The sequence below is a fragment of the Serratia sp. LTN-2 genome (genome assembly GCF_059740205.1).
The window spans coordinates 217,025-239,967 of record NZ_JCAXDO010000007.1; the positions used below are offsets into that span (position 1 = coordinate 217,025).

Genomic DNA, 22,943 nt, shown 5'->3' on the forward strand with positions numbered 1-22,943 from the left:
GAGCCATCAAGCCTGTTTTTCTGCGTGTTCCAGCAGGGAGCAGTAGTGCTCAACCTGCTGGCGTTGCCGATCGCCGCGCAGTTGCAAAGCGAGGTTGATGTGTTCCAGACACTGCGCATTGTCTGCGAGCCTTGGGTCGATTTTCCCCTGTTGTGCCAACCAGGCCGCCACATCAGCCCAGCGCCATAGCGGTGAGGTACCGCCGAGCCGTTGAACCGGGGAAGGGAAACCGCCGGGGCCGCGAGTACCGTCTTTTAACATGGCGATTGCCTGACGAGACAGTTCAGTAAGCTCGGCAATATCGCTTACCCCTACCAGGCTGGAATCCACCGATATCACGTTGGCGCCAATATTTGCCGATTCAATATCGCTGATGGCGCTGCAAATGGCGTGGGCAAAGTTATCGCTTTCTCGATCAAATTCCAGATAGACGGCTTTACCGTAGAAACAGATTAGCGCGTCATCGCATCCTGCCGCAAACAGCGCATCCTCCAGCCCGGCGGTGTCGGCGTTGACCCCGCTCAACGTCAATGAGAAGTGATAGAGCGTCATGGTGATTCTCCGGCTATTTTTTCTGTGGCAGCGCCAGGCAGTGATCGACTTTACGCCGGATCTGTTTGGCATGCAGCTCTGGGTTTTTCGGCGTGCTCCAGATGCTCATCATATGTTCTTGGTGCCCGGCAAAGGCACAATGCAGCCGGCCAAAAGCATGTCCCCTGCCTGGGCGAAAATGCCAGCCCTGAGAAAGGGCGTAAGCTAACGCCGCCTGGATGTGCTTGTCTGGGTGTTTTTTCATCGCTCGTCCAGTGATGCGATCAGGGTAGATGGGGTGTTGACGGTTGTCAACGCTTGTTTCACCGTGAGACTTGGCGTTTGCGCAGCATAGCAGCAGGAGAGGGCGATGATGACGAAAAATATTTATATAACAAGAAATTAAAAATAGCCCTGTTCAGGGCTATTGGTATTTTGCGGTTCAATAAGAGACTTGCCGGACGATTACAAAATCTCCAGCACCTGCTCCGGCGGGCGGCCGATGCGCGCCTTGCTGCCTTTCACCACAATCGGGCGCTCGATCAGTTTCGGATTCGCCGTCATCGCCGCCAGCAGCTGCTCTTCGCTCAGGCTTTCGTCCGCCAGCTTCAACTCCTTGTACAGGTCTTCTTTTTTACGCATCAGATCGCGCGCCGATGCGAAGCCCAGTTCCTTCAACAGCTTTTTCAGCTCATCGACCGTAGGGGGCGTATCGAGGTACAGCACCACCTTGGGCTCGACGCCGTGCTGCTCCAGCAGCGCCAGGGTTTCACGGCTCTTGGAGCAGCGCGGGTTGTGGTAAATCGTGACGTTTTTCATGGCGTTCATTCCTTGTTGAATCAGCTGCGCTGGTATTGGCGGAAGCGCTGTTGCAGTTGGCGCAGCTGGTCGATGCGCGCATCGTAGCGCGCCTGTTTCAGGCTGCCGAGTTTCTGCAGCGAGCTGGCGTTGCTGAGCAGGCCGATGGCCTGATCGAGCCGGCCGGTCAGCGCCAGGCTTTCCGCGCGGGCCGACAGCTCCTCATCGCGCAGCCCCTGAGCGGCGCTGGCCTGCGCCAGCAGATCCCATCCGTTTGGATCGTCCGGATGGGCAAAGGTGTAGCGGTTCAGGATCTTCGACGCCTGCGCCGGCTGATTGCCTTCGACATAGGCGTTGGCCAGGTTGAGCTGCAGCACCGGATTGTTGTTCTGGGCGGCGTTGGCCGCCTGCAGGCGGGCGATGGCCTGCGGTGCGCGTTTCTGGCCGAGATCGATATCGGTCATCAGGTCGATCAGCCAGACGTTTTTCGCATCCTGCGCCAGCATCGGCTGAATGATGTTGCGCGCGTCGTCGTATTTTTTCGCTTCATAGAACAGAATGGCGCGGCCGTATTTGGCGGCTGCCTGTTCACGCACATTGCCTCTGCTGAGCGAGCCGAGCAGCTCTTCGTTCAGGCCGTAACCTTCCGAGCTGTACATGCCCAGGGAGCGCACCTTGGCCATCAGGTAGTCTTGCGAAGACTGCACGATGTGTTTCGGCATCTGGTTGGCGCGGTTGCGCGCGTCGGAGAGGCGGCTGTCCGGCAACGGGTGGGTCAGCAACATTTCCGGCGGCTTGGAAGCGTAGCGCGACTGATCCGAAAGCTTCTGCAGGAAGTCGGGCATCGCTTCCGGATCGAAACCGGCGCGCTGCAGCACCTGAATGCCGATGCGGTCGGCTTCCTGTTCGTTCGATTGGGTAAAGCTGATCATGCCTTGCTGGGTGCCGGCCAGGGTGCCGCTCAGCGCCGCCATGCCCATGGTCGGGTTGGCCATCGCCAGCAGGATGGAACCGAGCGCACCCACCCAGGTCAGGGGGGCGTTGCGCTGCTGATCTTCCATGGCGCGCGCCAGGTGGCGTTGGGTGACGTGCGAGATTTCGTGCGCCAGCACCGAAGCCAGCTGGCTTTCGTTGTCGCTGACGCGGAACAGCGCGGAGTGCAGCACCACGTTGCCGCCGAAGAAGGCGAAGGCGTTGATCTCATCGTTGCGCACCAGATAGAAATGGAACGGCGTGCGCACCGAATAGGCGCTGGCCACCAGCCGGTTGCCAAGCTGATTGATGTACTGACTCAGCAGCGGATCGTTGATCAGCGGGGCGCTGGCGCGCAGTTGGCGCACGTAGAAATCACCCATCGCCAGCTCTTGTCCGATGCTCAGGGTGCCTCCGGCGGAGGTGCCCATGTCCGGCAACTGGTCCTGGCTTTCCGCCTGTGCTGGCGCCAGGGCGGTGGCGTTCAGCGTGCCGAGCAGCAGCACCGCTAACGCGGTTTTGGTCAACCGGTTGGTCATAGTCAGGCGTTTCCCTTAAATAATCATTTCTAAGACGTCAGCAGCAGACAAGAGTTCTTTATTCCCACCGCGCAATCCGCATGAAAGTGCGGCGGCTCACAAACCGCGGCGGCGGCGCTCATCACATCATAGTCAGCCGCCGCCGACAAGGAAACGTTAGCCGGGCGCGAATCGGGCAAAAATGTTTTATTTTTCATTTCGAAGGACGTTTTCTTCGCCGTCAGCCGAACGAATTTCCAATAAAACGCGGACAAAGTTGATCTGTGTTTTATTGACAAGATAAACGCAGACTCATATAGTCTGCGTTATTGAAGATTCACTGACGATCGAAACGGACATATGGCGTACATCACAACCAGCGTTGAATATGGCATCCACTGCCTGCTGTGGCTGGTCGGCGATAACCAGCGCGCGCTCAGCAGCCGCGAACTCGCTGAGCTGCAGGGCATCTCCCCCAGCTTTCTGGCCAAGATTTTCCCCAAGCTGGAAAAGGCGGGGATCGTCGCCGCCAGCGAAGGGGTGCGCGGCGGTTACCGGCTGGCGCGTCCGGCGGACGAGATCAGCTTTCTGGCGATCATCGACGCCATCGAGGGGCACAAGCCGCTGTTCGATTGCCAGGAGGTGCGCGGGCGCTGCGCGGTGTTCGATGATTCCCCGCCGGATTGGGCTGTCTCCGGCAAATGCGCTATTCATGCGGTGATGCTGCAGGCGGAGAAGGCGATGCGCGATGCGCTGGCGGCGCAGACTCTCGGCGACGTCGCCGCCCGCTTTGGCCGCAAGGCGCCGCAGGGCTTCTTCGGTGAAGTCAACGTCTGGCTCGACGAGCGCATGACGGAGCGCACCGCGCGCAGCGGCAAAACGGCGCGCGCCAAGACCTAAGCTCCGCCTTTCCTTAAAGCAAACACACTTATTCCCGCCTCCTCGGAAGGGGCGGGCGGGCCTTCTGCACCCTGTTACGGGAGCGGAACGGCATCGTTCATCCGAAAAAACTGCGGGCAAGCCTTATCGCCCGGTTAACCCTGTATGAAGGAGTCATCCCATGACGCAGAAAATAGTGATTGCCGGTTCCGGTTTTGCCGGTTTTTGGGCCGCCGTGTCCGCCATGCGCGCCATTACTCTCGCCGGTAAGCATGACGATATCGAGGTGCTCATGGTCTCGCCGACACCAACGGTCACCATCCGCCCGCGCCTGTATGAAGCGGTGTTGGAAAACATGAACCCGGACATTTCCACTCAGCTCGCCGCCGTTGGCGTGCGGCATCTGGCCGGAACGGTCGAAAGCATCGATGCCGCCGCCAAAACGCTCACGGTGGCGCCGGTGGTGGGAGAACGCCTTGAATTGGCCTACGACCGCCTGGTGTGGGCCACCGGCAGCCGGCTTGCCGTTCCTGCGGTGCCGGGCTTTGCCGAATACGGGTTCAACGTCGATACGCTGGCAAGCGCGCAGCGTTTGGACGCCCATATCAAAGCGCTGGCGGCCAAACCTTCGACGCCGGCGCGCAACACCGCCGTGGTGGTGGGCGCGGGGCTGACCGGCCTGGAGAGCGCGGCGGAGATGCCGCAAAGGTTGCGCGATGTGCTGGGCAAAGATGAGAAGGTGCGCGTGGTGATCGTCGATACCGCACCGGAAGTGGGCGCCGGAATGGGCGAAGAGCCGGGGGCGGTGATACGGCAGGCGCTGACCGAGTGCGGCGTGGAAATGCGGGCCGGCCTGCGCGTCTCGGCTATCGACGCCGAGGGAACCACGCTGTCGAACGGCGAACGCATCGCCGCCAACACGGTGATCCTGGCGGCGGGCGTGCGGGCGCATCCGCTGACCGAGCAGATCCCCGGCGAGCGCGACGGCAGCGGCCGGGTGATCGGCGACGCCTTCCTGCGCGCGCCGGCGGCGGCGGGTATTTTCGTGACCGGTGATACGGTGAAAGCGGCGACCGACGATCTTGGCAATCACAACCTGATGACCTGCCAGCATGCGCTGAGCCTTGGCCGCGTCGCCGGCCACAATGCGGCGGCGGAGCTGGCGGGGTTGCCGACGCATCCGTACAGCCAGCCGAAGTATGTGACCTGCCTGGATCTGGGGCCCTGGGGCGCGCTCTATACCGAAGGCTGGCAGCGCCAAGTGCGCTTTACCCGCCAGGAAGGCAAAAAGATTAAGCAGGAGATCAACACGCAGTGGATTTACCCACCGGCGGCGGATCGCGAGGCATTGTTTGCCGTCGCCAATCCGGATTTCGTGATTGTGCCTTAAAGGGAAGTAAAAACGGGAGCGGCAGCGCTCCCGTAGTCATTTGCCCAGCGGCAGGAACGAACGCTCCGGCACCACGGTTTTCATCACCAGCGTCGAGCTCAGGCGCTGCACGCCAGGCAGGGCGGAGAGCTTCTCGTCGTAAAGCTGCTGAAACGCGGGGAGATCGCGGGCGATGACGTGCAGCAGATAGTCCGGATCGCCGAACAGCCGCTGTGCCTGTACCACCTGGGGAATGTCCACCATGGCATTTTCGAAGGTTTCGACGGCGCGGCGATCGCCTTCGCGCATGGTGACGAACACCAGAGCAGAAAAGTTATAGCCCAGGCTGCCGGGATCGAGCTGGGCGCGGTAACCCCTGATCACGCCGGACTCCTCTAACGCGCGCACCCGGCGGTGGCAGGGGGAGACGCTCAACCCGATCCGCTCGGCCAGCTCGGTCACCGACAAACGGCCGTCAACCTGCAGTTCAGCAAGAATCTTGCGATCAATCTTATCCATTTGGAAGAATTTCCCCGTTTGCACCGATTTCAGGCAAGTAATTGAAAGCACATTTTAACGCCTTGAGGATATTCTTGCCATCTGTTGAACGGTTTTGATGGCCACCGCGGCAGGCGGAGGCCGCTCTTCTTCCACGAGGAAAGCGCAATGGTTCTTTGTTCGGTGTGGCGCGGCGCGTTTGAGAGGGTGTCGGCATGACGCTTGCGTTGTTCGCCGCGTTTTGGGCGGTGTCGATTCTGTTGGTGATCACGCCGGGTATGGATTGGGCTTATGTGATCTCGGCGGGTATTCGCGGCCGGGTGGTGGTACCCGCCGTCGCCGGTTTGCTGTTCGGCCACCTGCTGATGATTGCGATCGTGGTGGCGGGCGTTGGTGCGCTGCTGGTCGGCAACCCGCTGGCGCTGACGGCGCTCACCTTGCTGGGGGCGGCTTACCTGCTGTGGATCGGTTTCAACATGCTGCTGTACCCGCCGGTGCCGGGTGTCGGCGAGGATCAGCGTTCCGACTCCTGGCTGCGCTGGGCCGGCAAGGGCGTGTGCGTCAGCGGTCTGAACCCCAAGGTGTTTCTGCTGTTTCTGGCGCTGCTGCCGCAGTTTACCGACGCCCGAGCCGCATGGTCGGTGCCGATGCAGATGCTGGCGTTGGGCGCCGTGCATTTGATCAGCTGCGGCCTGGTGTATCTGTTGGTGGGGTTCGGTTCACAGTCGGTGCTGCGCACGCGCCCGCAGGCTGCGAAGGTGGTGGGGCGCATTTCCGGCGCGGCGATGATCCTCATCGCCCTCGGGCTGCTGGCCGAGCAGGCGCTGAAATAGCGGTTTGAACAGCCCGCTTGCGCTATCAGTCTCTGACGGCGAGCAGCACCGATGAGGCCTTGATCAGCGCGATGGCGCGCGAGCCGTTCTTCAGCGCCATTTCCTGCAGGCTTTCATTGGTGATCACCGACGTCAGCACAAAGCCGGCGTCCGTTTTGAGGTGGACGGTGCTGTTGACCGCGCCGTGCTCAACCGCAATGACTTCCCCGGCAAACTGGTTGCGAGCGGAAAAACGCAAGCCGCAATCCTCCGTCGCCAGGATCACCCAGGGCGCTTTAATCAGTGCGACGGCCTCTTTGCCGACGGTTAATCCCAGCGACTGTTGGCTTTGCACCGTCACGATGGCCACCAGTTTCTCACCGCCCGGCAGGGTGATCTCCACTTCGTCGTTGACGGCGCCTTTGGCGACGGAAGACACGGTACCGGCTAATTGGTTACGGGCTGAAACGGGCATAGATTCTCCTTGAAAGGGGCGAAAGGTAAAATTTGTCGCCCGGCATGCCCCCTGACCGCCGCGCTTTCAATGGCACGGGGAAAGTGGGGGAGCGGGGCGACTTGACTGAAAATTTAGCGTCGATAGATGTCTGGCTGAGCGATTTGCCAGACAAAATCGGGGGTGTTGATGGCGGTGTAGCCCACTTTTTCGTAGAGCCAGGGAGCTGTGCTGGTGACCAGCATGACTCGTCGCAGCGTCGCCATCAGCGGATGGGCCTGGCAGCATTCCGTCAGCCACAGGCCCAGCCCGCTTTTTTGATGCGTCTCCAGCACGTACACGTCGCACAGATAGCCGAAGGTGGCGTAATCGGTGACCAGCCGGGCGAAGCCGATCTGCCTGGTGCCGTGATACAAGCCGAAGCACAGGCTGTGGGAGAGGGACTGGCGAACGGTCTCTTTATCAATGCCCTCCGCCCATGTCGAACGGGTCAGAAATGCATGAATGGCGTCGAGATCCAGCAGGGCGGGATCGGTACTGACGAGATAGTCTGCACGCTGCCAGACCAGTGGGGAAGGTATTGCCATGGTATTCCTTCTCTGTTTGTTAATGAATCACTATTGGCGGTGGACCAAACCGGTGATCAGATCCAGCGCGTCGTCCGCCGCCGCGACCTCGCTTTCGCTGAGCGCCTGCCGCTCGATGAAACCTTCGATAGCTTCCAATAGGGAGAAGACGCTGATTTCATCCCCTATCTTCACGACCTCACAGACGCCACGCCCAATCGCCAGGCAGATCGCTTCATCAAATTCAAACGGCTTGTTGTTCATCTCTCCCCCAACCGCATCTGGGATTATGTTGGCCATGCTACCGGTTTTTTTCCGGCGACTGTCTGACGAAAATCTCATTTCTTTTCGCTGATGCCGAATGGTTCTCGTTCGCGTGCATTGGCGAAATTCTGATTTCCTGCCGGCGGTCAAATTTCCCTTGTGAGCACCGTGACGGCGCGGTATTGTCGCCAAATGACGACAATACCGCCTCATTGTTCGTACAAGAAATTCATGACGTTATCATCCCTTCATCCCGCTGCCGTGCGGGATTTTTTTATGAGGTTTATCTCAAAGTGCGGATAACCTCGACGCGATCGCTTGCCATGTTCTGGGAATAATCCTAGCTTGAAATAGTCATTTAGGGTTAGCAATCCCTCATGACCTCCTTGTAATACTTGATGCACCAGAACGTTTTCTCCCCCGCCCTGGCGGGGGTTTTTAACGGCGTGCATCGAAAAAGGCTATCAACGTAAGAACCGACAGAGTTCGTGGCGATAATCACTTTAAGCATCAAGGGACGGGACAATGAAAAATGATCTGGCGGCGGCAATCGCGATCGGCTGTGTGTTGTTGTTCGCATTGGCGGTCGGTTCGCCTCTCTCCATCAGTACCTCGCTGTAATCTTCAGCGGCCCCTCCCGGGGCCGTTCACCGGCGTCTGCGGATTTTTGCGCCGATCGCCTGCCCGCGCGATAAAATCAGCCAAATCGCTGTTGATGTATGGCGAACTTTGGGTACTCTGAGTGCTTTGCACCCCCGCGTGCGCCCGTTCTATCTATGCTTTAACCAGGCCCGTCACAGGAATCGTCATGCCCGCCCGTCAAATCTCGAGGAGCCCGCTCTGATGCTGGAGATGTTATTACAGTGGTACCGCCGCCGTTTCACCGATCCGCAGGCTATCGCGCTGCTGGTGATTCTGGTCGCCGGCTTCCTCATTCTTTATTTTCTGCACGGCATTCTGACCCCGCTGCTGGTTGCCATCGTACTGGCCTATCTGCTGGAATGGCCGACCGCGCGCCTGCAGCGCATCGGCTGTTCGCGCACCTGGGCGGCGAGCATCATGCTGCTGGTGTTCGCGGGCGTCGCCATGCTGCTGGTGTTCGTCGTCGCGCCGACCGCCTGGCAGCAGGGCATCAATCTGATGAGCGATCTGCCGGGCATGCTCAATCAGTTCTATAACTTCGCCGCGACGCTGCCGAAGCGTTATCCGGCGTTGGTGGATGCCGGCATCATCGACATGATGGCGGAAAACTTGCGCAGCCGGTTGTCCGGCATGGGCGAATCGGTGGTGAAATTCTCGCTGGCATCGCTGGTCGGCCTGCTGACGCTGGCTATCTATCTGATCCTGGTGCCGATGATGATGTTCTTCCTGTTGAAGGACAAAGAGCAACTGCTGAACGCGGTGCGCCGCGTGCTGCCGCGCAATCGCGGTCTGGCCGGCCAGGTTTGGAACGAGATGAATCAACAGATCACCAACTACATCCGCGGCAAGGTGCTGGAGATGGTGATTGTCGGCGTGGCGACCTACCTGGTGTTCGCCGTGCTGGACATGCGCTACTCGCTGCTGTTGGCGGTGTTGGTGGGCTTCTCGGTGTTGATCCCCTACATCGGCGCGGTGCTGGTCACCATACCGGTGGTGGTGGTGGCGCTGTTCCAGTGGGGCGTCGGCGCCGATTTCTGGACGCTGATCGTCGCCTATCTGGTGGTGCAGGGACTGGACGGCAACCTGCTGGTGCCGATTTTGTTCTCCGAGGCGGTCAACCTGCATCCGCTGGTGATTATCCTGTCGGTGATCGTGTTCGGCGGCATGTGGGGCTTCTGGGGGGTGTTTTTCGCCATACCGCTGGCGACGCTGGTGAAGGCGGTGATCCACGCCTGGCCGGATGAACTGCGGGTGGAACTGGAAGACAAGGCCGACTGACCGGGGAGAGACGAAGCGCAGCAGGCGCTGCGCTTCGTGAGGATTACTGCTGCAGGTAGCTCAGCACGATGTCGTGGTGATTGGTGGTTTTGAAGTCATCAAACACTTTTTCAATCTTGCCGTTACCGTCGATCAGGAAGCTGATGCGGTGAATGCCGTCGTAGGTCTTGCCCATGAAGGTTTTCTCGCCCCACACGCCAAACTGTTGCGACACCTGATGATCTTCATCAGACAACAGCGTGAAGTTGAGCAGCTCCTTTTCGGCGAAGCGCGACAGTTTTTCCGGCTTGTCGGTGCTGATGCCCAGCACTTCGACGCCGACCTTTTTCAATTCTTCCATGTTGTCCCGCAGGCCGCAGGCTTGCACGGTGCAGCCCGGCGTCATCGCCTTCGGATAGAAATAGACCAATACTCGCTGTCCCTGGAAGTCGGCCAAATTAATTTCCTCACCGTCCTGGTCAGGCAAACTAAATTTCGGCGCTGTGTCACCGGCTTTCAATGGGCTCATCACTACTCTCCATCTTTTTCATCATGCTGTGGATAGTTCACCACGCTAATACTGCCTTGCGCGTTCAATTCTGTACATAGGCGATGGAAGGCTTGCTCAATATTTGAGGCGTCCCGATCGCCGGAGCTGTGGGCGGTGATTTGGATATACAGCTGCGGCGGCAGGTCGCCGTCCGCCGGCTGCGTGCGCGATACCAGCTCGGCGATGTTCATCTGGCTGGAGTCGAACAGATCGGTAAAACGTTCGATGATGTGCGGCGAGTCCTTCACTTCAACCTGTACCCACACCGTGGCCGGCATCGGCGGCCTTTCGTGCGAGTTTGTGCGTTTCATCACGATCAGCAGCTCCAGCTCCGCGCCTTTTTGCGGCAGGGTGGATTCGATCAGGGTGATGGCGTTCCAGCTGCCGGACAGCAGCATGATGAACGTGAACTCCTCTCCCAGCATGGCCAGACGGCTATCTTCGATATTGCATCCGCAACTGCTGACGTGGCGGGTGATGGTATTGACGATTCCGGGGCGGTCGGCGCCGAGCGCGGTAATCACGAGATAGTGTTCGTCTGACTGAGGCAAAATGGCGCTTCCTGTCGTGCTTAATGGGGTTACCATGGTAAACATAAAAAAAACCGCCTGCCAAGCGCTTACAACGCGGTTGTGCGCTTGCTTTTGGATAGGCAGCAAAAGTACCATGAGTGACTTGTTTGTGGAGGGGACGGCCAATGTTTACGGGAAGTATTGTTGCACTGGTTACGCCGATGGACGACAAAGGTGCTGTCGATCGCGCGAGCCTAAAAAAATTGATCGATTATCATGTAGCCAGTGGCACCGCGGCGATCGTTTCCGTAGGGACCACCGGCGAGTCCGCAACGCTTGCCCATGACGAGCACGTTGACGTGGTGCTGCAGACGCTGGAGCTGGCCGACGGCCGCATCCCGGTGATCGCCGGCACCGGCGCCAACGCCACCGCCGAAGCCATCGCGCTCACCACCCGCTTCGCCAACACCGGCGTGGTGGGCTGTCTGACGGTGACGCCGTACTACAATAAGCCGACGCAGGAAGGGCTGTATCAGCACTTCAAGGCGATCGCCGAGAGCACCGAGCTGCCGCAGATCCTGTACAACGTGCCTTCGCGCACTGGCTGCGACATGCTGCCGCCGACCATCGCTCGGCTGGCGAAAATCAAGAATATTGTTGCTGTAAAAGAAGCGACGGGGAACTTAAGTCGCGTTAGTCAGATCCAAGTGCTGGTTGACGATGAAGACTTCATTTTGCTGAGCGGCGACGACGCCAGCGGGCTGGACTTCATGCAACTGGGCGGCAAAGGGGTGATTTCCGTGACGGCCAACGTGGCCGCGCGCGAGATGGCGCAACTTTGCGCGCTGGCGGCGCAGGGCAAATTTGCCGAAGCGCGCCGCTTAAATCAGCGCTTGATGCCGTTGCATCAGGATCTATTTGTAGAAGCAAACCCAATTCCGGTGAAGTGGGCCTGTAAGGCGTTGGGATTGATGGCAACCGATACGCTGCGTCTGCCGATGACGCCGTTGAGCGAAGCCGCCCGCCCGGTGGTGGAGCGCGCGCTGAAAAGCGTCGGTTTGCTGTAACTCTAAGGGAAATTTGATGGCTTATTCATTGCAAAAGTCGACGGTAGCAAAAGTAGTGGGCATCTCTTTGGTGATGATGCTGGCGGCCTGCAGCAGCGATCAGCGCTACAAGCGCCAGGTCAGCGGCGACGAGGCTTACCTCGACGCGGCTCCGCTCAAGGCGCTGAACGCGCCGTCCGGCATGATCCTGCCGGTGCAGAGCGGCAACTATGACGTTCCCGCCACGACGCTGCAAGGCAACGTCGGCAAGCAACTGGACATTCGTCCGCCGGTGCAGCCGTTGGCGCTGCTGAGCGGTTCGCGCGCGCAGTACGCCGGCGACAGCGGCACGCTGCTGCTGGAAAACAGCCCGCAGAACCAGAACCTGTGGTCGCGCGTGGTCAGCCTGCTGCAGGCGAAGAACATCGCGATCGCTTCCCGCCAGGACGCCGGTCAGACCCTGACCACCGACTGGGTGAAGTGGAACCGTCTGGACGAAGACAACCAGTACGAAGGCCGTTATCAGATCAGCGTGCAGCAACAGGGCTACCAGCAGGCGCTGGTGGTGAAAAGCGTTGGCCTGCAGCAGCAGGGCAAGACCGAGCAGGTGACCGATCAGTCTGAGATCCAGCGCTACAACGGCATGATGATCAACACCCTGATCGAAGGCCTGGACAAGCAGGACAACCTGGCGAGCAGCCAGACGGCCAGCCGCTTCGGCGCGTTGGACGTGCAGAGCGGCGCCGATGACACCGGCCTGCCGATGCTGGTGGTGCGCGGCCCGTACACCGTAGTGTGGGATCGCCTGCCGGCGGCGCTCGAAAAACTGGGGATGAAAGTGGGTGACCGCAGCCGTCCGCAGGGCACCGTCGCCGTGACCTACAAGTCCCTGAGCAGCAGCGATTGGGATGCGTTGGGCGTCAAGGATCCTGAACTGGCGGAAGGCGATTACAAACTGCAGGTCGGCGATCTCAACAACCGCACCAGCCTGCAATTTATCGATCCGAAAGGCAAACCGCTCACCCAGTCGAAAAACGACGCACTGGTGGCGGCATTCCAGTCTGCCTTCAGTAAAACCAGCGTTAAATAATCAAAAAGGGGCCTCGGCCCCTTTTTGTTTTGTCTATACGGTATCGTTTGCGTCGCAGGTTTGGCACAATAGTGTCCGGCACGCCAAAGAATTCATTAGGTCAATTCTATACCCCCTAATTTCGGGCCGCGCTCGGGAGACAACGGGGATACATCACTGGAGTAAGTAAGATGCAAAAGCTAGCTGAGCTGTATCGCGGAAAGGCAAAAACCGTTTACACCACCGAGAATCCCGATCTGTTGGTGTTGGAGTTCCGCAACGATACGTCAGCACTGGATGGTCAGCGCATTGAGCAGTTCGATCGCAAAGGCATGGTGAACAACAAGTTCAACCATTTCATCATGAGCAAGCTGGAAGAAGCCGGCATCCCGACCCAGATGGAGCGTCTGCTGTCCGACAACGAAGTGCTGGTGAAGAAACTGGACATGGTGCCGGTGGAATGCGTGATCCGCAACCGCGCCGCCGGTTCGCTGGTGAAGCGTCTGGGCATTGAAGAAGGTCTGGTGCTGAACCCGCCGCTGTTCGATCTGTTCCTGAAAAACGACGCCATGCACGATCCGATGGTCAACGAATCCTACTGCGAAACCTTCGGCTGGGTCAGCAAGGCGCATCTGGCACGCATGCGTGAGCTGAGCTACCGCGCCAACGAGGTATTGACCCAGCTGTTCGACGACGCCGGCCTGATCCTGGTCGACTTCAAGCTGGAATTCGGCCTGTTCAATGGCGAAGTGGTGCTGGGCGATGAATTCTCGCCAGACGGCAGCCGCCTGTGGGACAAAAACACCCTGGACAAGATGGACAAAGACCGCTTCCGTCAAAGCCTGGGCGGCCTGATCGAGGCCTATGAAGAAGTGGCGCGCCGCATCGGCGTGAAGCTCGACTAAGCGTTGGCACCGCCATTCGGGGCGATCCGGCCGGATCGTCCCGCTATTCTGCGTTTTTCCAGAAAATTTCTACATTTCCTCTGCGGCAGACCATTTATAATGATGGATGCGAGATGACTAAAACCTATCCCACTCAGGCTTGAAGCTGCCTTTGCGTTTACGATCGCGGCGCAACTTCAACGAGCAGGGGAAATATCTGGAGTGTATTTATGCGTTGGCAAGGGCGTCGGGAAAGCGACAATGTTGAGGATCGTCGCGGGCAGTCTTCAGGTTTGGGCGGCGGCGGCGGTTTCCGCGTGCCGGTGGGGGGCAAGGGCGGCATCGTCATTCTGGTGGTGGTGCTGGTGGCCGGCTACTACGGCATCGATCTGTCGCCGCTGCTGAACGGCGGCAACGTCGCACCGCAGGGTCAACAACAGAGCGCCAACATCAGTCCGAAAGATGATGAACTGGCCAAGTTCACCTCGGTGGTGCTGGCCTCGACCGAGGATAACTGGAAAGAGATTTTCCAGCGCATGGGCAAAACCTATCAACCGCCGAAGCTGGTGATGTACCGCGGCGTGACGCGCACCAGCTGCGGCACCGGTCAGGCGGCGATGGGGCCGTTCTACTGCCCGGGCGACAGAACGGTGTATATCGATCTGTCTTTCTATCAGGATATGAAGACCAAGCTGGGCGCCGGCGGTGATTTCGCCCAGGCGTATGTGGTGGCGCACGAAGTCGGCCACCACGTGCAGAACCTGTTGGGCATCGAGCCGAAGGTGCGCCAGATGCAGCAGGGCGCCAGCCAGGCGGAAGTAAACCGTCTGTCGGTGAAAATGGAGCTGCAGGCGGACTGCTTTGCCGGCGTGTGGGGCAAATACGCCGAGAAACAGCAGATGCTGGAAGAGGGCGACCTGCAGGCGGCGCTGAACGCGGCGCAGGCGATTGGCGACGATCGCCTGCAGCAGCAGAGCCAGGGGCGCGTGGTGCCGGACAGCTTCACCCACGGCACCTCGCAGCAGCGCTACACCTGGTTTAAACAGGGCTTCGACAGCGGCGATCCCAATACCTGCAACACCTTCGCATCCCGTTAACGCCTCAAGTGCCGGAGCCTGACTCCGGCATTTTTTTCGGATTGAGATAGCCTTATGTTACAGGCAGCGCAACAACTCATGCGGCAGCAGGGCATCCGGCGCCTGCTGGTGCTCAGCGGTGAGCCCGACTGGTGCCGCGAACAGGCGCAGCGGCTGGTGGCGACGCTGCCGGGCGACTGGCCGTGGGTGGGGGAAAACCCGCCGCCCGGTCAGGCGGCTTTGGCGAGCGGCGCGGTGCGCCAATTGCTGGGGCAAGAGCGGCTGCACGCGGTGTTCGACGCCGGCCAGTCGCTGGACGTGGAAGCGTTGGCGGCGCTGTGCGGCGCGCTGCGCGCCGGCAGCTGGCTGCTGCTGCTGACGCCGCCCTGGCGGCAATGGCCGCAGCAGCCGGACGGCGACAGCCTGCGCTGGAGCGATTGTCCGCAGCCGATCACCACTCCGCATTTCATTCACCATCTGCAGCACCATCTGGCTGACGACAGCGAAGTGACGGTCTGGCGGCAGGATGCGCCTCTGGCGCTGGCCGCGCTGCCGGCGCGCGCGGACTGGCGGCCGCCGGATGGCCAACCGACCGACGAACAACGGGCGATACTGACGACGCTGCTGCAGGCCGAGTCCGGCGTATGGGTGTTGACCGCCGCCCGCGGCCGCGGCAAATCGACGCTGGCCGGCATGCTGGTGGCGCAGTCGCCGTTGATCTGCTGGATCACCGGGCCGAGCCGCGCCGCTACGCAGGTGGCTGGGGAATGGGCGCAGGGGCGCGCGCAGTTTTGGGCTCCCGATGCTTTGTTGGCGCAGTGCCGGGAGGGGGACGTCAGCGCCGTGGGGTGGCTGCTGGTGGATGAGGCGGCGGCGATCCCCGCGCCGCTGTTGCAGCAGCTGATCGGCTATTTCCCGCGCGTGCTGTTAACCACCACGGTGCAGGGCTATGAAGGTACCGGCCGTGGTTTTTTACTGAAATTTTGCGCCGGGCTGCCGTCCTACCAGCCACTGAGTCTGCAACAGCCGATGCGCTGGGCGCAGGGTGATGCGCTGGAGCGGGTAACGGACAATGCGCTGTTGTTCAACGAACTGCCCGTCTGGCCGGCGGATGGCCAGGCGATCCATTACAGCCAGGCGGAACAGCCTGAGCTGTGCGCCGAGCCGCAGCGGCTGGCGCGCTTCTACGCGTTGCTGAGCAGCGCGCATTACCGCACCTCGCCGCTGGATTTGCGCCGGCTGATGGACGCGCCCGGCATGCATTTCGGGCTGGCGCAGGCCGGGCTGGAGGTGGTCGGCGCCGTGTGGCTGGTGGACGAAGGCGGATTGAGCGCCGAGTTGGCGCACGAGGTGTGGGCCGGCCGGCGCCGGCCGCGCGGCAATCTGGTGGCGCAGTCGTTGGCGGCCCATGGCGGACAATGGTGGGCGCCGACGCTGCGCTCACGGCGCATTACCCGCATCGCGACGCTGCCGGCGTTGCGGCGACAGGGCATTGCGCGTCAGCTGGTCGAGCGGCAACGCCACCAGGCGCAGGGGCTGGATTTTCTGTCGGTCAGCTTCGGCTATACCGAGCCGCTATGGCGCTTTTGGCAATCCTGCGGGTTCGAGCTGGTGCGCATCGGCAGCAAGCCGGAGGCCAGCAGCGGGTGCTATACCGCGATGGCCATCTTGCCCTTGAGCGAGCAAGGGGAGGCGCTGCGACATGCGGCGCACAAGCACCTGGCGCGCGACTGGCCCTGGCTGCGGCAGCGTGTCGAACTCGTGCTGGCGATCCCGGGCGATGACGGCGACACGTCGCTCGGCGAAGAGGACTGGCGCGAACTGGCCGGTTTCGCCTTCGCCCATCGGCCGCTCGAAGCCAGCCTGGGGGCGTTGCAGCGCTTGCTGTTGGCCAGCAACCTGCCGCTGCCTGCGCTGCGCGGCCACCTGCAGCGGCGGCAATCTCCGGCGACCTGCGCGGAGCAGGCGGGCGTCAACGGCCAGAAAGCCTTGCTGCGCCACTGGCGACACGAAACGGCGCAGGCGCTGGAGCAGCTGAATGCGCAGCACTGCCGCTACTGGCGCGACTGGTCGCAGTCGTTGCAATAAATTGAAGAACTCGCTCAATAAAACCCGATTTTCCCGATTTCTCAGCGGCGTATAGTAGCTGTCAGCGGTGCGGCGACGACTGTCGCTGCGCCAGATTTGATTACTATTAAGGAGTCATCGATGAAACATGAGCATTTCGTTGTCCAAAGCCCGGCAACCCCGGCGGCGCAGCTGATCTTGCTGTTTCACGGTGTCGGCGACAACCCGGTGGCAATGGGAGAGGTCGGCCGCTATTTCGCCAAAGATTTTCCCCAGGCACAGGTGGTGAGCATCGGTGGCCCCGACGCTTTCGGCAACGGCGCCGGGCGCCAGTGGTTTTCGGTGCAGGATGTGACCGAAGAGAACCGAGCGGCGCGCATCGCTGAAGTGATGCCGCAGTTTGTGGCCGTGGTGCGTCATTGGCAGCAGCTGAGCGGCGTGGGCTATGCCGGTACTGCTCTGGTGGGGTTCTCGCAGGGGGCGATCATGGCGCTGGAGGCGTTGAAAGCCGAAACCCGGCTGGCCGGGCGCGTGGTGGCGTTCAGCGGGCGTTTCGCCCGGCTGCCTGAACAGGCTTTCGGCGACAGCGTGGTGCATTTGATCCACGGCGAGGAGGATGCGGTGATCGCGGTGCAACACGCTCACGCGGCGGCAGATGCGTTACGGGCCAACGGCGTGGATTTCACGCTGGACGTGGAAGAGAACGTCGGGCATGCGATCAATCAGGACATGATGAACGCCGCGTTGGAAAGGCTGCATTACTATGTGCCGCAGCGCTACTGGGACGAGGCGTTGTCCGGCAAGCGCGGCGAGCTGATCGCCTTCCGTTAAAAACTCAGGGCGCCGATGAGCGCCCTGTTGTCATTTCTTTTTCGGCCAGTCGTCTTCGTCATCCCACTGGGCGTTGTTGTCGCGGTGCGGCGGTATCTCCGGCTTGTTGGCCAGATAGCTTTTGACGTCAACGCGGCGCAGTTCCTTGATGCCGCTGACGACCATCCCCACCAGAACCAGCAGGATAATCCACCAGTAATCAGCTAACCATTGCATAGCTACTCCTTTCCTTCACTGCGTATGAAACGCGAAAAAATCGATGGCAGATGGCGTTCGAGCCATTCGGCACCGGCGACCTCCTTGTCTTGCCAGGCCGCCAGCAACAGCGCCGGGGTCAGCAAATGTTCGGCCTCTTGTGCCAGCGGCCGGTAGCTCAGATGCCACGGTTCCACCGCCACGCCGCCGCAGTCTTCGGTAAAGGGACGGTAGAAACCGAACTCGGCCATATGCGCCGTCAGCCATTGGTTGAGCGGCGCAAAATAACCGCCTTCCTCATATTCCCACGGCTCCAGCTGCAGCTTTTGCCCTTCCGGCAGCAGCGACGGGTCGTACACGTCCAGATCGCTGCCCCAGTGGTGGCGGCTGGCGCCCGGCAGGGCCGACCAGCGCAGGATTGCCTCACAGCGCTCGGCGGCGGACAGCGGCGCGACGTCGATCGGCCGGCTGTCCTTATCTAATACTGGCCGCTGGCCGCAGAATTTGCCATTCCAGATAGCCAGTTGCCGATCGAAATCGCGGAAGGTGCTGGCGGGCTGGAGATCGAATCCCGCCGCGCGCGCCGCCTGCTGCATCGCCAGGAAGGCGTTGGCCGCCTGCGGCTGCAGCCGATGGTTGCCGCTCAGCGGCGTCAGGTGTTCGGTCGAGCGGCCAGTGAGCATCTCTGCGGTGATCATGCGACCAATTGCTCCATGATGCGTTGATACATGCGGCTCAGCAGCTGCAGATCCGCGGCGTTGACGCATTCGTTGACCTTGTGGATGGTGGCGTTGACCGGCCCCAGCTCCACCACCTGCGCGCCCATTTGCGCGATGAAGCGGCCATCGGAGGTGCCACCGGTGGTCAGCAGCTGCGGCGTCAATTCTGAATAGTGCTCGACGGCGTTGACCACCGCATCCACCAGCGCGCCGCGCGAGGTGAGGAAGGGTTGGCCGGACAGGCGCCATTCGATGCTGTAATTCAGCTGATGGCGTTCCAGCAGCTCTTCCACGCGCTGTTTGATCATCGCATCGGTGAGTTCGGTGCTGAAACGGAAGTTGAACTGGACATAGAGATCGCCCGGGATCACGTTGTTGCTGCCGGTGCCGGCCTGCACGTTGGCGATCTGCATGCTGGTTGGCGGGAAGAACTCGTTGCCGCGATCCCATTCGATCGCCACCAGTTCATTCAGCGCCGGCATGGCGCGGTGCACCGGGTTGTCCGCCAGATGCGGATAGGCAACGTGCCCCTGTACGCCGTGGATATGCAGGTTGGCGGTGATCGAACCGCGACGGCCGTTCTTCACCACGTCGCCGACGCGCTCGGTGCTGGACGGCTCACCGACCAGGCAGTAATCCAATCGCTCGTTGCGCGCCATCAGCGTTTCAACCACTTTAACCGTGCCGTGGGTGGCGCTGGCCTCTTCATCTGAGGTGATCAGAAAAGCCAGGCGGCCCTGATGATGCGGATTAGCGGCGACAAAGCGTTCCGCCGCCACTACCATCGCGGCCAATGACCCTTTCATGTCCGCTGCGCCACGGCCATACAGCATGCCGTCGCGGATCGCCGGTTCAAACGGCGGGTTATCCCAGCGTTTTTCGTCGCCAGTCGGCACCACGTCGGTGTGCCCGGCGAACGCCAGGGTTTGTCCTTCGCCGCGCCATGCCCAGAAGTTTTGGGTGTCTTCGAAGTCCATCGCCTCGACGGTGAAGCCGATTGCCTGCAGACGTTCAATCATCAGCTGCTGGCAGCCTTCATCATTTGGGCTGAGAGAAGGGCGTTTGATCAACTGCTGGGCCAGTTCGATAACCGGGCAAGTCATACGGCAACCTCGGCGATAAATTGCTGATAAGCGTCGGCGTTGAAGCCGAGCAGGGCGCGCCCGTCGCCGGCGTCCAGCAGCGGGCGTTTGATGATGGCCGGCTGCGCCAGCATCAGCGCGATGGCGGCATCGGCGTTATCGCAGGCGTTGCGCTGCGCTTCATCCAGCTTGCGCCAGGTGGTGCCGCGAGTATTGAGCAGCGGCTCCCAGCCCAGTTGTGCGACGAAGCCGCGTAGCCGTTGTTCGTCCAGGCCGTCGGCGCGGTAGTCGTGAAAATGATAGGCCACGCCCTGATCTTCCAGCCAGCGGCGGGCTTTTTTGATGGTGTCGCAGTTTTTGATGCCGTACATCGTCAGCGTTGTCTGTTGCGGTTTATTTGCCATGGCGTAAAGCTACCTGTCTCGTCGAGTCGATACTGAGCGGCGGGCGCGATCTTTGGCCCTCTCGCCGCCCGGCGATAGCAGAGATAATGCCAGTAAAGCAGCGACGAGATCCAGCAACGATGCGCCCGTAGTGCGATTGATGAGGCCGGCGACGCGGTTACACGGCTGCCTTCGCCGACGGCGCTAGTGAAAGGCGCCGGCGAAAGGCCCAGCCGTATGGACGGAGCTGAGGGAGAGAAGGCTACTCTTTATTTATTCTTATGTTTAAACGATCGGTTAAACACCGTACGCGGGTAATATGCAACAGCGGTTTTATTCGGCTGGCGCCGAGTTTTTTCATGATTCGCGATTTGTAATGATTGGCGGTTTTGCTTTGGATATTCATGGCATGGCTGATGTCGCTCAGCGATTTTCCCGTCGACCATTCCGAGAGGAACAGCGACTCGCGCTGAGAGAGTTGCGGCGGCTCGGTATAGTGGCTGTAACGCTTATATAAGTCGCCGATCAGGTGGCTGAAGCGGCTCAATGATATAAGGTTTGATAATATAATGGTCTTTCTGTCGACAATAACCATTTCATGTGGACAGTCGGTGATAATGACTATTTTATAGGTGTTAGGGTTGGCATATTCGTCGCGGTAGCGCGCTTCAAAATTGTCGAGGGTGACATCGATAAAGCAGACCTTTTTGCGGTTAAAGCCGGCAGGCGCACGTTTTTCTCCCCAGGTTTGGGTGATAAGCTGCCGGATGCCGATGGCGGTATAGGTACACTCGCTGAAAATATCAATTTCCATTTTATTATAATCCTTTACTTTCTATTTCCCGGTGAGGATTGATATCTTAAAACATAAAAAAATAAATAATATAAATAATTTCATATTGAATTGTTCTGGCGCCGCAGGCAGAGACGCCTCCTCGGACGCGGCAAGCAAGGTAAGCCTCATATACTACCATGATTTATAAAGAGTAAATTTTATTTTTAATCAATACTCTGCTCGGGAAACGCTCAACAGAATAGAAATCCTCTATTAATACCCCGAGGATTAAAAGGAATTAACATAGGGATTGACTATCATTATTTTTGATTCGATCGTTTTTATCGATCGTCAAGGGTGGCAATCACTGCCTTAATGGGTTAATAACTAAGAAGTTTCTTGTTTTTACCGACGATAGCGGCTTTATTTTAATCGTTGGCTATGGAGATAAGGTAATGCCGCCAAAATTGACGCGAAGATAAATCTAAACAAAGAGAATGCGATGTTTTAAGCTGCGATCGGAACGCAAACGCAGTTGATTGATACGGAGAGTTGGCGTGAAAGAATACCATATCGAAATTTCCGATCGGGTAACATCGGAAATAACGTCCTGTATTGCGGACGGATTGGACCGTTTTAACGATGAATATATCGGCTACGGCGATCGCCAGCCGCTGGCGGTGGTGATAAAAGATCCCGACAGCGGTGAAGTCCTGGGCGGGATTACCGGACGATCCTCGCTGGGCTTGCTGTTTCTTGAGCTCTTTTATCTGCCGGAGGCGCTGCGCGGCGCGGGGGTGGGCAGCGAACTGTTGCGCCGTTTCGAGCAGGAAGGGCGCCGTCGGGGTTGCCTTTCCGCCGTGTTGTACACCATCAGTTTTCAGGCGCCGGGCTTTTATCACCGGCATGGCTGGCGGCGAATGGGGGAGGTGCCATGCCTGCCGCCGGGTACCAGCCGGGTGTTTATGACCAAAACGCTGTGATGCGCGCTTAACGCACGTAGCCCCCCTGTTGCAGACGCTGCAGCGAGGCGCCGTCCGCATACACCATGCCGGTGGTTAAATCGTGAAAGCCGTACTTCTTATAGAAAGCCAGTTTTTCCGGCACCGAATAGATGAATATCTTGCCGAGCGGCGCCAGATCTTGCATCACCCGATCCATCAACCGGCGCCCCAACCCCTGCCCCTGAAAGCGCGGATCGATCGCCACGTCGGCCAGATAGGCGACCGATGTCAGATCGCTGATGGCATGCGCAGTGGCTATCAGCTCATCGCCGATAAATCCCCAATAGCAAAACTGACTGTGCTGGTAAACGCGTTGCAGCGTATGAGGATCGCGTTTGCCCAGCCCGGCAGCCTCCAGCAATTCACACAGCCGTTGCCAGTCGACGGCGCGGCGGCTCATATCCGTGATGATTTCCATCGTTTCCCTCTAACCAATAAGACTGAGATCGGCGGCATAGTGCCGAATGGCGCGTTGATAACTGCGGATGTCGGCATCTGACGAGGTTTCCGCCAACAGCAGCAACAGATCGGCCACGGCCTGTTTACCGTCCCCCAGGTTGTACCGGGTCATGGCGCGAAACAGCATCAGCTCTTTGGCCAGCGGGAACTCGCTCAGGCCGTCGTCGAAAGCGCGCAGCGAAGCCGGATATTCACCCAGAGCGCGGTAAGTGCTGCCGAGACCCAGCCAGGCTTCACGGCGCTGGGCGGACGGCAAATCGCGAGCCAGCGCCGCGAGGTAGTGGGGGATGGCCTGTTGCTCCAGGCCCTGCACGTCATACAGGCAGGCCAACTGAAAGTGCAGCGTTGCCGCTTCCGGCTCCGCCGCCAGTTGCCGTAACGCCAGCGCAGTGGCTTCCTGATAGCGCCCCTGCGTTTTTAACTCTAAGAGAGACAAAGAAGTGGACATGAACTGGGCTCCATTGGCGTATTTTTATACCTTTTACACGCTATCGTGGAGAAATTGATATCACAAGGGAATAGCTGCACTGCACATTGATCAGATAAATACGAAAATGTGCGCTAACCCCGGTTTTCGGGCCCGGCATCGTTCCCGTTTCCCTTCACATGGTCAAAAAACAGGCGTAGAATCCGCTTCGTCAAATAATTGAGGTTGTAAAGTATTATGGTTGATCGTGAATTAGGAAACTGGAAAGACTTCATTGATGAGATGTTGGGCAACTGACACAGCG

General features: G+C 59.6%; 30 protein-coding genes. 12 read left to right on the forward strand and 18 right to left on the reverse strand.

Annotated elements, in window-relative coordinates:
• Nucleotides 1-6: 6 nt before the first annotated feature.
• The 5 genes from AC6BYQ_RS15920 to AC6BYQ_RS15940 form a co-directional block, all read right to left on the reverse strand.
• Nucleotides 7-552 (reverse strand): helix-turn-helix transcriptional regulator, encoded by a 546-nt coding sequence (locus tag AC6BYQ_RS15920; protein WP_063919862.1) that lies wholly within the window; start codon nt 550-552, stop codon nt 7-9.
• Nucleotides 553-565: 13 nt separating this feature from the next.
• Nucleotides 566-796, reverse strand: coding sequence for a hypothetical protein (locus tag AC6BYQ_RS15925; protein ID WP_197668228.1), 231 nt, complete (start codon nt 794-796; stop codon nt 566-568).
• A 200-nt stretch (nt 797-996) separates the two neighbouring features.
• The gene (gene arsC / locus AC6BYQ_RS15930; RefSeq protein WP_019452429.1) at nt 997-1,350 is read right to left on the reverse strand and encodes an arsenate reductase (glutaredoxin); all 354 of its coding nucleotides are present in this window, start codon (nt 1,348-1,350) and stop codon (nt 997-999) included.
• 20 nt (nt 1,351-1,370) lie between these two features.
• A complete protein-coding gene (gene bepA, locus AC6BYQ_RS15935) occupies nt 1,371-2,840 on the reverse strand; it encodes a beta-barrel assembly-enhancing protease (protein ID WP_063919860.1) in 1,470 nt (489 codons plus the stop codon).
• A gap of 29 nt (nt 2,841-2,869) precedes the next feature.
• On the reverse strand, nt 2,870-3,094 hold the full coding sequence (locus AC6BYQ_RS15940) for a hypothetical protein (protein ID WP_498057196.1): 225 nt from the start codon (nt 3,092-3,094) through the stop codon (nt 2,870-2,872).
• Nucleotides 3,095-3,179: 85 nt separating this feature from the next.
• Between AC6BYQ_RS15940 and AC6BYQ_RS15945 the strand changes: the two genes are divergently transcribed.
• Nucleotides 3,180-3,719 (forward strand): RrF2 family transcriptional regulator, encoded by a 540-nt coding sequence (locus tag AC6BYQ_RS15945; RefSeq protein ID WP_019452431.1) that lies wholly within the window; start codon nt 3,180-3,182, stop codon nt 3,717-3,719.
• 160 nt (nt 3,720-3,879) lie between these two features.
• On the forward strand, nt 3,880-5,088 hold the full coding sequence (locus AC6BYQ_RS15950) for an NAD(P)/FAD-dependent oxidoreductase (RefSeq protein ID WP_498057197.1): 1,209 nt from the start codon (nt 3,880-3,882) through the stop codon (nt 5,086-5,088).
• A gap of 36 nt (nt 5,089-5,124) precedes the next feature.
• On the opposite strand, the gene AC6BYQ_RS15955 is transcribed toward AC6BYQ_RS15950, so the two are convergent.
• Nucleotides 5,125-5,586 carry an Lrp/AsnC family transcriptional regulator gene (locus AC6BYQ_RS15955; RefSeq protein ID WP_019452433.1) on the reverse strand — a complete coding sequence of 154 codons (462 nt, stop codon included), beginning with the start codon at nt 5,584-5,586 and terminating at the stop codon, nt 5,125-5,127.
• A 194-nt stretch (nt 5,587-5,780) separates the two neighbouring features.
• On the opposite strand from AC6BYQ_RS15955, the gene AC6BYQ_RS15960 reads away from it, so the two are divergent.
• Nucleotides 5,781-6,398: a LysE family translocator gene (locus AC6BYQ_RS15960; RefSeq protein ID WP_498057198.1), complete on the forward strand. Its 618-nt coding sequence runs from the start codon at nt 5,781-5,783 to the stop codon at nt 6,396-6,398.
• Between the two features lie 25 nt (nt 6,399-6,423).
• Here the strand turns inward: AC6BYQ_RS15960 and AC6BYQ_RS15965 are convergent, their stop codons facing one another.
• The 3 genes from AC6BYQ_RS15965 to AC6BYQ_RS15975 form a co-directional block, all read right to left on the reverse strand.
• Nucleotides 6,424-6,852 (reverse strand): TOBE domain-containing protein, encoded by a 429-nt coding sequence (locus AC6BYQ_RS15965; RefSeq protein ID WP_074055492.1) that lies wholly within the window; start codon nt 6,850-6,852, stop codon nt 6,424-6,426.
• A 113-nt stretch (nt 6,853-6,965) separates the two neighbouring features.
• Complete coding sequence (locus AC6BYQ_RS15970) at nt 6,966-7,418, reverse strand: GNAT family N-acetyltransferase (RefSeq protein WP_074055491.1); 453 nt, start codon at nt 7,416-7,418, stop codon at nt 6,966-6,968.
• Nucleotides 7,419-7,448: 30 nt separating this feature from the next.
• The gene (locus tag AC6BYQ_RS15975) at nt 7,449-7,697 is read right to left on the reverse strand and encodes a hypothetical protein (RefSeq protein ID WP_232807618.1); all 249 of its coding nucleotides are present in this window, start codon (nt 7,695-7,697) and stop codon (nt 7,449-7,451) included.
• Nucleotides 7,698-8,504: 807 nt separating this feature from the next.
• On the opposite strand from AC6BYQ_RS15975, the gene AC6BYQ_RS15980 reads away from it, so the two are divergent.
• The gene (locus AC6BYQ_RS15980) at nt 8,505-9,581 is read left to right on the forward strand and encodes an AI-2E family transporter (protein WP_019453894.1); all 1,077 of its coding nucleotides are present in this window, start codon (nt 8,505-8,507) and stop codon (nt 9,579-9,581) included.
• 43 nt (nt 9,582-9,624) lie between these two features.
• On the opposite strand, the gene bcp is transcribed toward AC6BYQ_RS15980, so the two are convergent.
• Nucleotides 9,625-10,089, reverse strand: coding sequence for a thioredoxin-dependent thiol peroxidase (gene bcp, locus AC6BYQ_RS15985; protein ID WP_019453893.1), 465 nt, complete (start codon nt 10,087-10,089; stop codon nt 9,625-9,627).
• A gap of 2 nt (nt 10,090-10,091) precedes the next feature.
• On the reverse strand, nt 10,092-10,697 hold the full coding sequence (locus AC6BYQ_RS15990) for a glycine cleavage system transcriptional repressor (protein WP_369795937.1): 606 nt from the start codon (nt 10,695-10,697) through the stop codon (nt 10,092-10,094).
• A 110-nt stretch (nt 10,698-10,807) separates the two neighbouring features.
• On the opposite strand from AC6BYQ_RS15990, the gene dapA reads away from it, so the two are divergent.
• The 6 genes from dapA (at nt 10,808) to ypfH (ending at nt 17,595) form a co-directional block, all read left to right on the forward strand.
• Nucleotides 10,808-11,689 carry a 4-hydroxy-tetrahydrodipicolinate synthase gene (gene dapA / locus AC6BYQ_RS15995; RefSeq protein ID WP_029988781.1) on the forward strand — a complete coding sequence of 294 codons (882 nt, stop codon included), beginning with the start codon at nt 10,808-10,810 and terminating at the stop codon, nt 11,687-11,689.
• 16 nt (nt 11,690-11,705) lie between these two features.
• Complete coding sequence (gene bamC, locus AC6BYQ_RS16000) at nt 11,706-12,758, forward strand: outer membrane protein assembly factor BamC (protein ID WP_019453890.1); 1,053 nt, start codon at nt 11,706-11,708, stop codon at nt 12,756-12,758.
• A 170-nt stretch (nt 12,759-12,928) separates the two neighbouring features.
• A complete protein-coding gene (gene purC, locus AC6BYQ_RS16005) occupies nt 12,929-13,642 on the forward strand; it encodes a phosphoribosylaminoimidazolesuccinocarboxamide synthase (protein ID WP_498057199.1) in 714 nt (237 codons plus the stop codon).
• Nucleotides 13,643-13,851: 209 nt separating this feature from the next.
• The gene (ypfJ, locus tag AC6BYQ_RS16010; protein ID WP_074055489.1) at nt 13,852-14,718 is read left to right on the forward strand and encodes a KPN_02809 family neutral zinc metallopeptidase; all 867 of its coding nucleotides are present in this window, start codon (nt 13,852-13,854) and stop codon (nt 14,716-14,718) included.
• A 54-nt stretch (nt 14,719-14,772) separates the two neighbouring features.
• Nucleotides 14,773-16,785 (forward strand): tRNA(Met) cytidine acetyltransferase TmcA, encoded by a 2,013-nt coding sequence (locus tag AC6BYQ_RS16015; RefSeq protein WP_498057200.1) that lies wholly within the window; start codon nt 14,773-14,775, stop codon nt 16,783-16,785.
• Nucleotides 16,786-16,905: 120 nt separating this feature from the next.
• A complete protein-coding gene (gene ypfH / locus AC6BYQ_RS16020; protein ID WP_498057201.1) occupies nt 16,906-17,595 on the forward strand; it encodes an esterase in 690 nt (229 codons plus the stop codon).
• Nucleotides 17,596-17,625: 30 nt separating this feature from the next.
• On the opposite strand, the gene AC6BYQ_RS16025 is transcribed toward ypfH, so the two are convergent.
• The 5 genes from AC6BYQ_RS16025 to AC6BYQ_RS16045 form a co-directional block, all read right to left on the reverse strand.
• Nucleotides 17,626-17,811 carry a YpfN family protein gene (locus AC6BYQ_RS16025; RefSeq protein WP_004941720.1) on the reverse strand — a complete coding sequence of 62 codons (186 nt, stop codon included), beginning with the start codon at nt 17,809-17,811 and terminating at the stop codon, nt 17,626-17,628.
• Between the two features lie 2 nt (nt 17,812-17,813).
• On the reverse strand, nt 17,814-18,488 hold the full coding sequence (locus tag AC6BYQ_RS16030; protein ID WP_019453885.1) for a M15 family metallopeptidase: 675 nt from the start codon (nt 18,486-18,488) through the stop codon (nt 17,814-17,816).
• Entirely contained in the window at nt 18,485-19,612 is a 1,128-nt protein-coding gene (gene dapE, locus AC6BYQ_RS16035) for a succinyl-diaminopimelate desuccinylase (RefSeq protein WP_074055486.1), read from the reverse strand. Before dapE ends, AC6BYQ_RS16030 begins: the two co-directional genes overlap by 4 nt.
• Nucleotides 19,609-19,995, reverse strand: coding sequence for an ArsC family reductase (locus AC6BYQ_RS16040; protein WP_025159572.1), 387 nt, complete (start codon nt 19,993-19,995; stop codon nt 19,609-19,611). Before AC6BYQ_RS16040 ends, dapE begins: the two co-directional genes overlap by 4 nt.
• Nucleotides 19,996-20,236: 241 nt before the next feature.
• Complete coding sequence (locus AC6BYQ_RS16045) at nt 20,237-20,788, reverse strand: helix-turn-helix transcriptional regulator (protein WP_019453882.1); 552 nt, start codon at nt 20,786-20,788, stop codon at nt 20,237-20,239.
• A 518-nt stretch (nt 20,789-21,306) separates the two neighbouring features.
• Here AC6BYQ_RS16045 and AC6BYQ_RS16050 point away from each other — a divergent pair.
• Nucleotides 21,307-21,732, forward strand: a complete 426-nt coding sequence (locus tag AC6BYQ_RS16050; RefSeq protein WP_074055484.1) for a GNAT family N-acetyltransferase — start codon at nt 21,307-21,309, stop codon at nt 21,730-21,732.
• Between the two features lie 7 nt (nt 21,733-21,739).
• Here AC6BYQ_RS16050 and AC6BYQ_RS16055 read toward each other — a convergent pair whose 3' ends face one another.
• Together AC6BYQ_RS16055 and AC6BYQ_RS16060 are read right to left on the reverse strand one after the other, a co-directional pair.
• Entirely contained in the window at nt 21,740-22,171 is a 432-nt protein-coding gene (locus tag AC6BYQ_RS16055; protein WP_198637021.1) for a GNAT family N-acetyltransferase, read from the reverse strand.
• A gap of 9 nt (nt 22,172-22,180) precedes the next feature.
• A complete protein-coding gene (locus AC6BYQ_RS16060) occupies nt 22,181-22,660 on the reverse strand; it encodes a tetratricopeptide repeat protein (RefSeq protein ID WP_498057202.1) in 480 nt (159 codons plus the stop codon).
• A gap of 216 nt (nt 22,661-22,876) precedes the next feature.
• Between AC6BYQ_RS16060 and ypfM the strand changes: the two genes are divergently transcribed.
• A complete protein-coding gene (ypfM, locus tag AC6BYQ_RS16065; protein ID WP_100396732.1) occupies nt 22,877-22,936 on the forward strand; it encodes a protein YpfM in 60 nt (19 codons plus the stop codon).
• The last annotated feature ends 7 nt before the right edge of the window (nt 22,937-22,943 follow it).

What these genes read in the sequence shown, in the direction of transcription:
- purC (WP_498057199.1), top strand. Translation starts at nt 12,929, where the DNA reads ATGCAAAAGCTAGCTGAGCTGTATCGCGGAAAGGCAAAAACCGTTTAC.
- AC6BYQ_RS16015 (WP_498057200.1), top strand. Translation starts at nt 14,773, where the DNA reads ATGTTACAGGCAGCGCAACAACTCATGCGGCAGCAGGGCATCCGGCGC.
- dapA (WP_029988781.1), top strand. Translation starts at nt 10,808, where the DNA reads ATGTTTACGGGAAGTATTGTTGCACTGGTTACGCCGATGGACGACAAA.
- AC6BYQ_RS15960 (WP_498057198.1), top strand. Translation starts at nt 5,781, where the DNA reads ATGACGCTTGCGTTGTTCGCCGCGTTTTGGGCGGTGTCGATTCTGTTG.
- AC6BYQ_RS15920 (WP_063919862.1), bottom strand. Translation starts at nt 552, where the DNA reads ATGACGCTCTATCACTTCTCATTGACGTTGAGCGGGGTCAACGCCGAC.
- dapE (WP_074055486.1), bottom strand. Translation starts at nt 19,612, where the DNA reads ATGACTTGCCCGGTTATCGAACTGGCCCAGCAGTTGATCAAACGCCCT.
- AC6BYQ_RS15955 (WP_019452433.1), bottom strand. Translation starts at nt 5,586, where the DNA reads ATGGATAAGATTGATCGCAAGATTCTTGCTGAACTGCAGGTTGACGGC.
- AC6BYQ_RS16045 (WP_019453882.1), bottom strand. Translation starts at nt 20,788, where the DNA reads ATGGAAATTGATATTTTCAGCGAGTGTACCTATACCGCCATCGGCATC.
- AC6BYQ_RS15980 (WP_019453894.1), top strand. Translation starts at nt 8,505, where the DNA reads ATGCTGGAGATGTTATTACAGTGGTACCGCCGCCGTTTCACCGATCCG.
- AC6BYQ_RS15990 (WP_369795937.1), bottom strand. Translation starts at nt 10,697, where the DNA reads ATGGTAACCCCATTAAGCACGACAGGAAGCGCCATTTTGCCTCAGTCA.
- AC6BYQ_RS15950 (WP_498057197.1), top strand. Translation starts at nt 3,880, where the DNA reads ATGACGCAGAAAATAGTGATTGCCGGTTCCGGTTTTGCCGGTTTTTGG.
- AC6BYQ_RS16055 (WP_198637021.1), bottom strand. Translation starts at nt 22,171, where the DNA reads ATGGAAATCATCACGGATATGAGCCGCCGCGCCGTCGACTGGCAACGG.
- arsC (WP_019452429.1), bottom strand. Translation starts at nt 1,350, where the DNA reads ATGAAAAACGTCACGATTTACCACAACCCGCGCTGCTCCAAGAGCCGT.
- AC6BYQ_RS16030 (WP_019453885.1), bottom strand. Translation starts at nt 18,488, where the DNA reads ATGATCACCGCAGAGATGCTCACTGGCCGCTCGACCGAACACCTGACG.
- AC6BYQ_RS16025 (WP_004941720.1), bottom strand. Translation starts at nt 17,811, where the DNA reads ATGCAATGGTTAGCTGATTACTGGTGGATTATCCTGCTGGTTCTGGTG.
- bamC (WP_019453890.1), top strand. Translation starts at nt 11,706, where the DNA reads ATGGCTTATTCATTGCAAAAGTCGACGGTAGCAAAAGTAGTGGGCATC.
- bepA (WP_063919860.1), bottom strand. Translation starts at nt 2,840, where the DNA reads ATGACCAACCGGTTGACCAAAACCGCGTTAGCGGTGCTGCTGCTCGGC.
- AC6BYQ_RS16040 (WP_025159572.1), bottom strand. Translation starts at nt 19,995, where the DNA reads ATGGCAAATAAACCGCAACAGACAACGCTGACGATGTACGGCATCAAA.
- AC6BYQ_RS15945 (WP_019452431.1), top strand. Translation starts at nt 3,180, where the DNA reads ATGGCGTACATCACAACCAGCGTTGAATATGGCATCCACTGCCTGCTG.
- AC6BYQ_RS15970 (WP_074055491.1), bottom strand. Translation starts at nt 7,418, where the DNA reads ATGGCAATACCTTCCCCACTGGTCTGGCAGCGTGCAGACTATCTCGTC.
- AC6BYQ_RS16060 (WP_498057202.1), bottom strand. Translation starts at nt 22,660, where the DNA reads ATGTCCACTTCTTTGTCTCTCTTAGAGTTAAAAACGCAGGGGCGCTAT.
- AC6BYQ_RS15925 (WP_197668228.1), bottom strand. Translation starts at nt 796, where the DNA reads ATGAAAAAACACCCAGACAAGCACATCCAGGCGGCGTTAGCTTACGCC.
- AC6BYQ_RS15975 (WP_232807618.1), bottom strand. Translation starts at nt 7,697, where the DNA reads ATGGCCAACATAATCCCAGATGCGGTTGGGGGAGAGATGAACAACAAG.
- bcp (WP_019453893.1), bottom strand. Translation starts at nt 10,089, where the DNA reads ATGAGCCCATTGAAAGCCGGTGACACAGCGCCGAAATTTAGTTTGCCT.
- AC6BYQ_RS15965 (WP_074055492.1), bottom strand. Translation starts at nt 6,852, where the DNA reads ATGCCCGTTTCAGCCCGTAACCAATTAGCCGGTACCGTGTCTTCCGTC.
- ypfH (WP_498057201.1), top strand. Translation starts at nt 16,906, where the DNA reads ATGAAACATGAGCATTTCGTTGTCCAAAGCCCGGCAACCCCGGCGGCG.
- ypfJ (WP_074055489.1), top strand. Translation starts at nt 13,852, where the DNA reads ATGCGTTGGCAAGGGCGTCGGGAAAGCGACAATGTTGAGGATCGTCGC.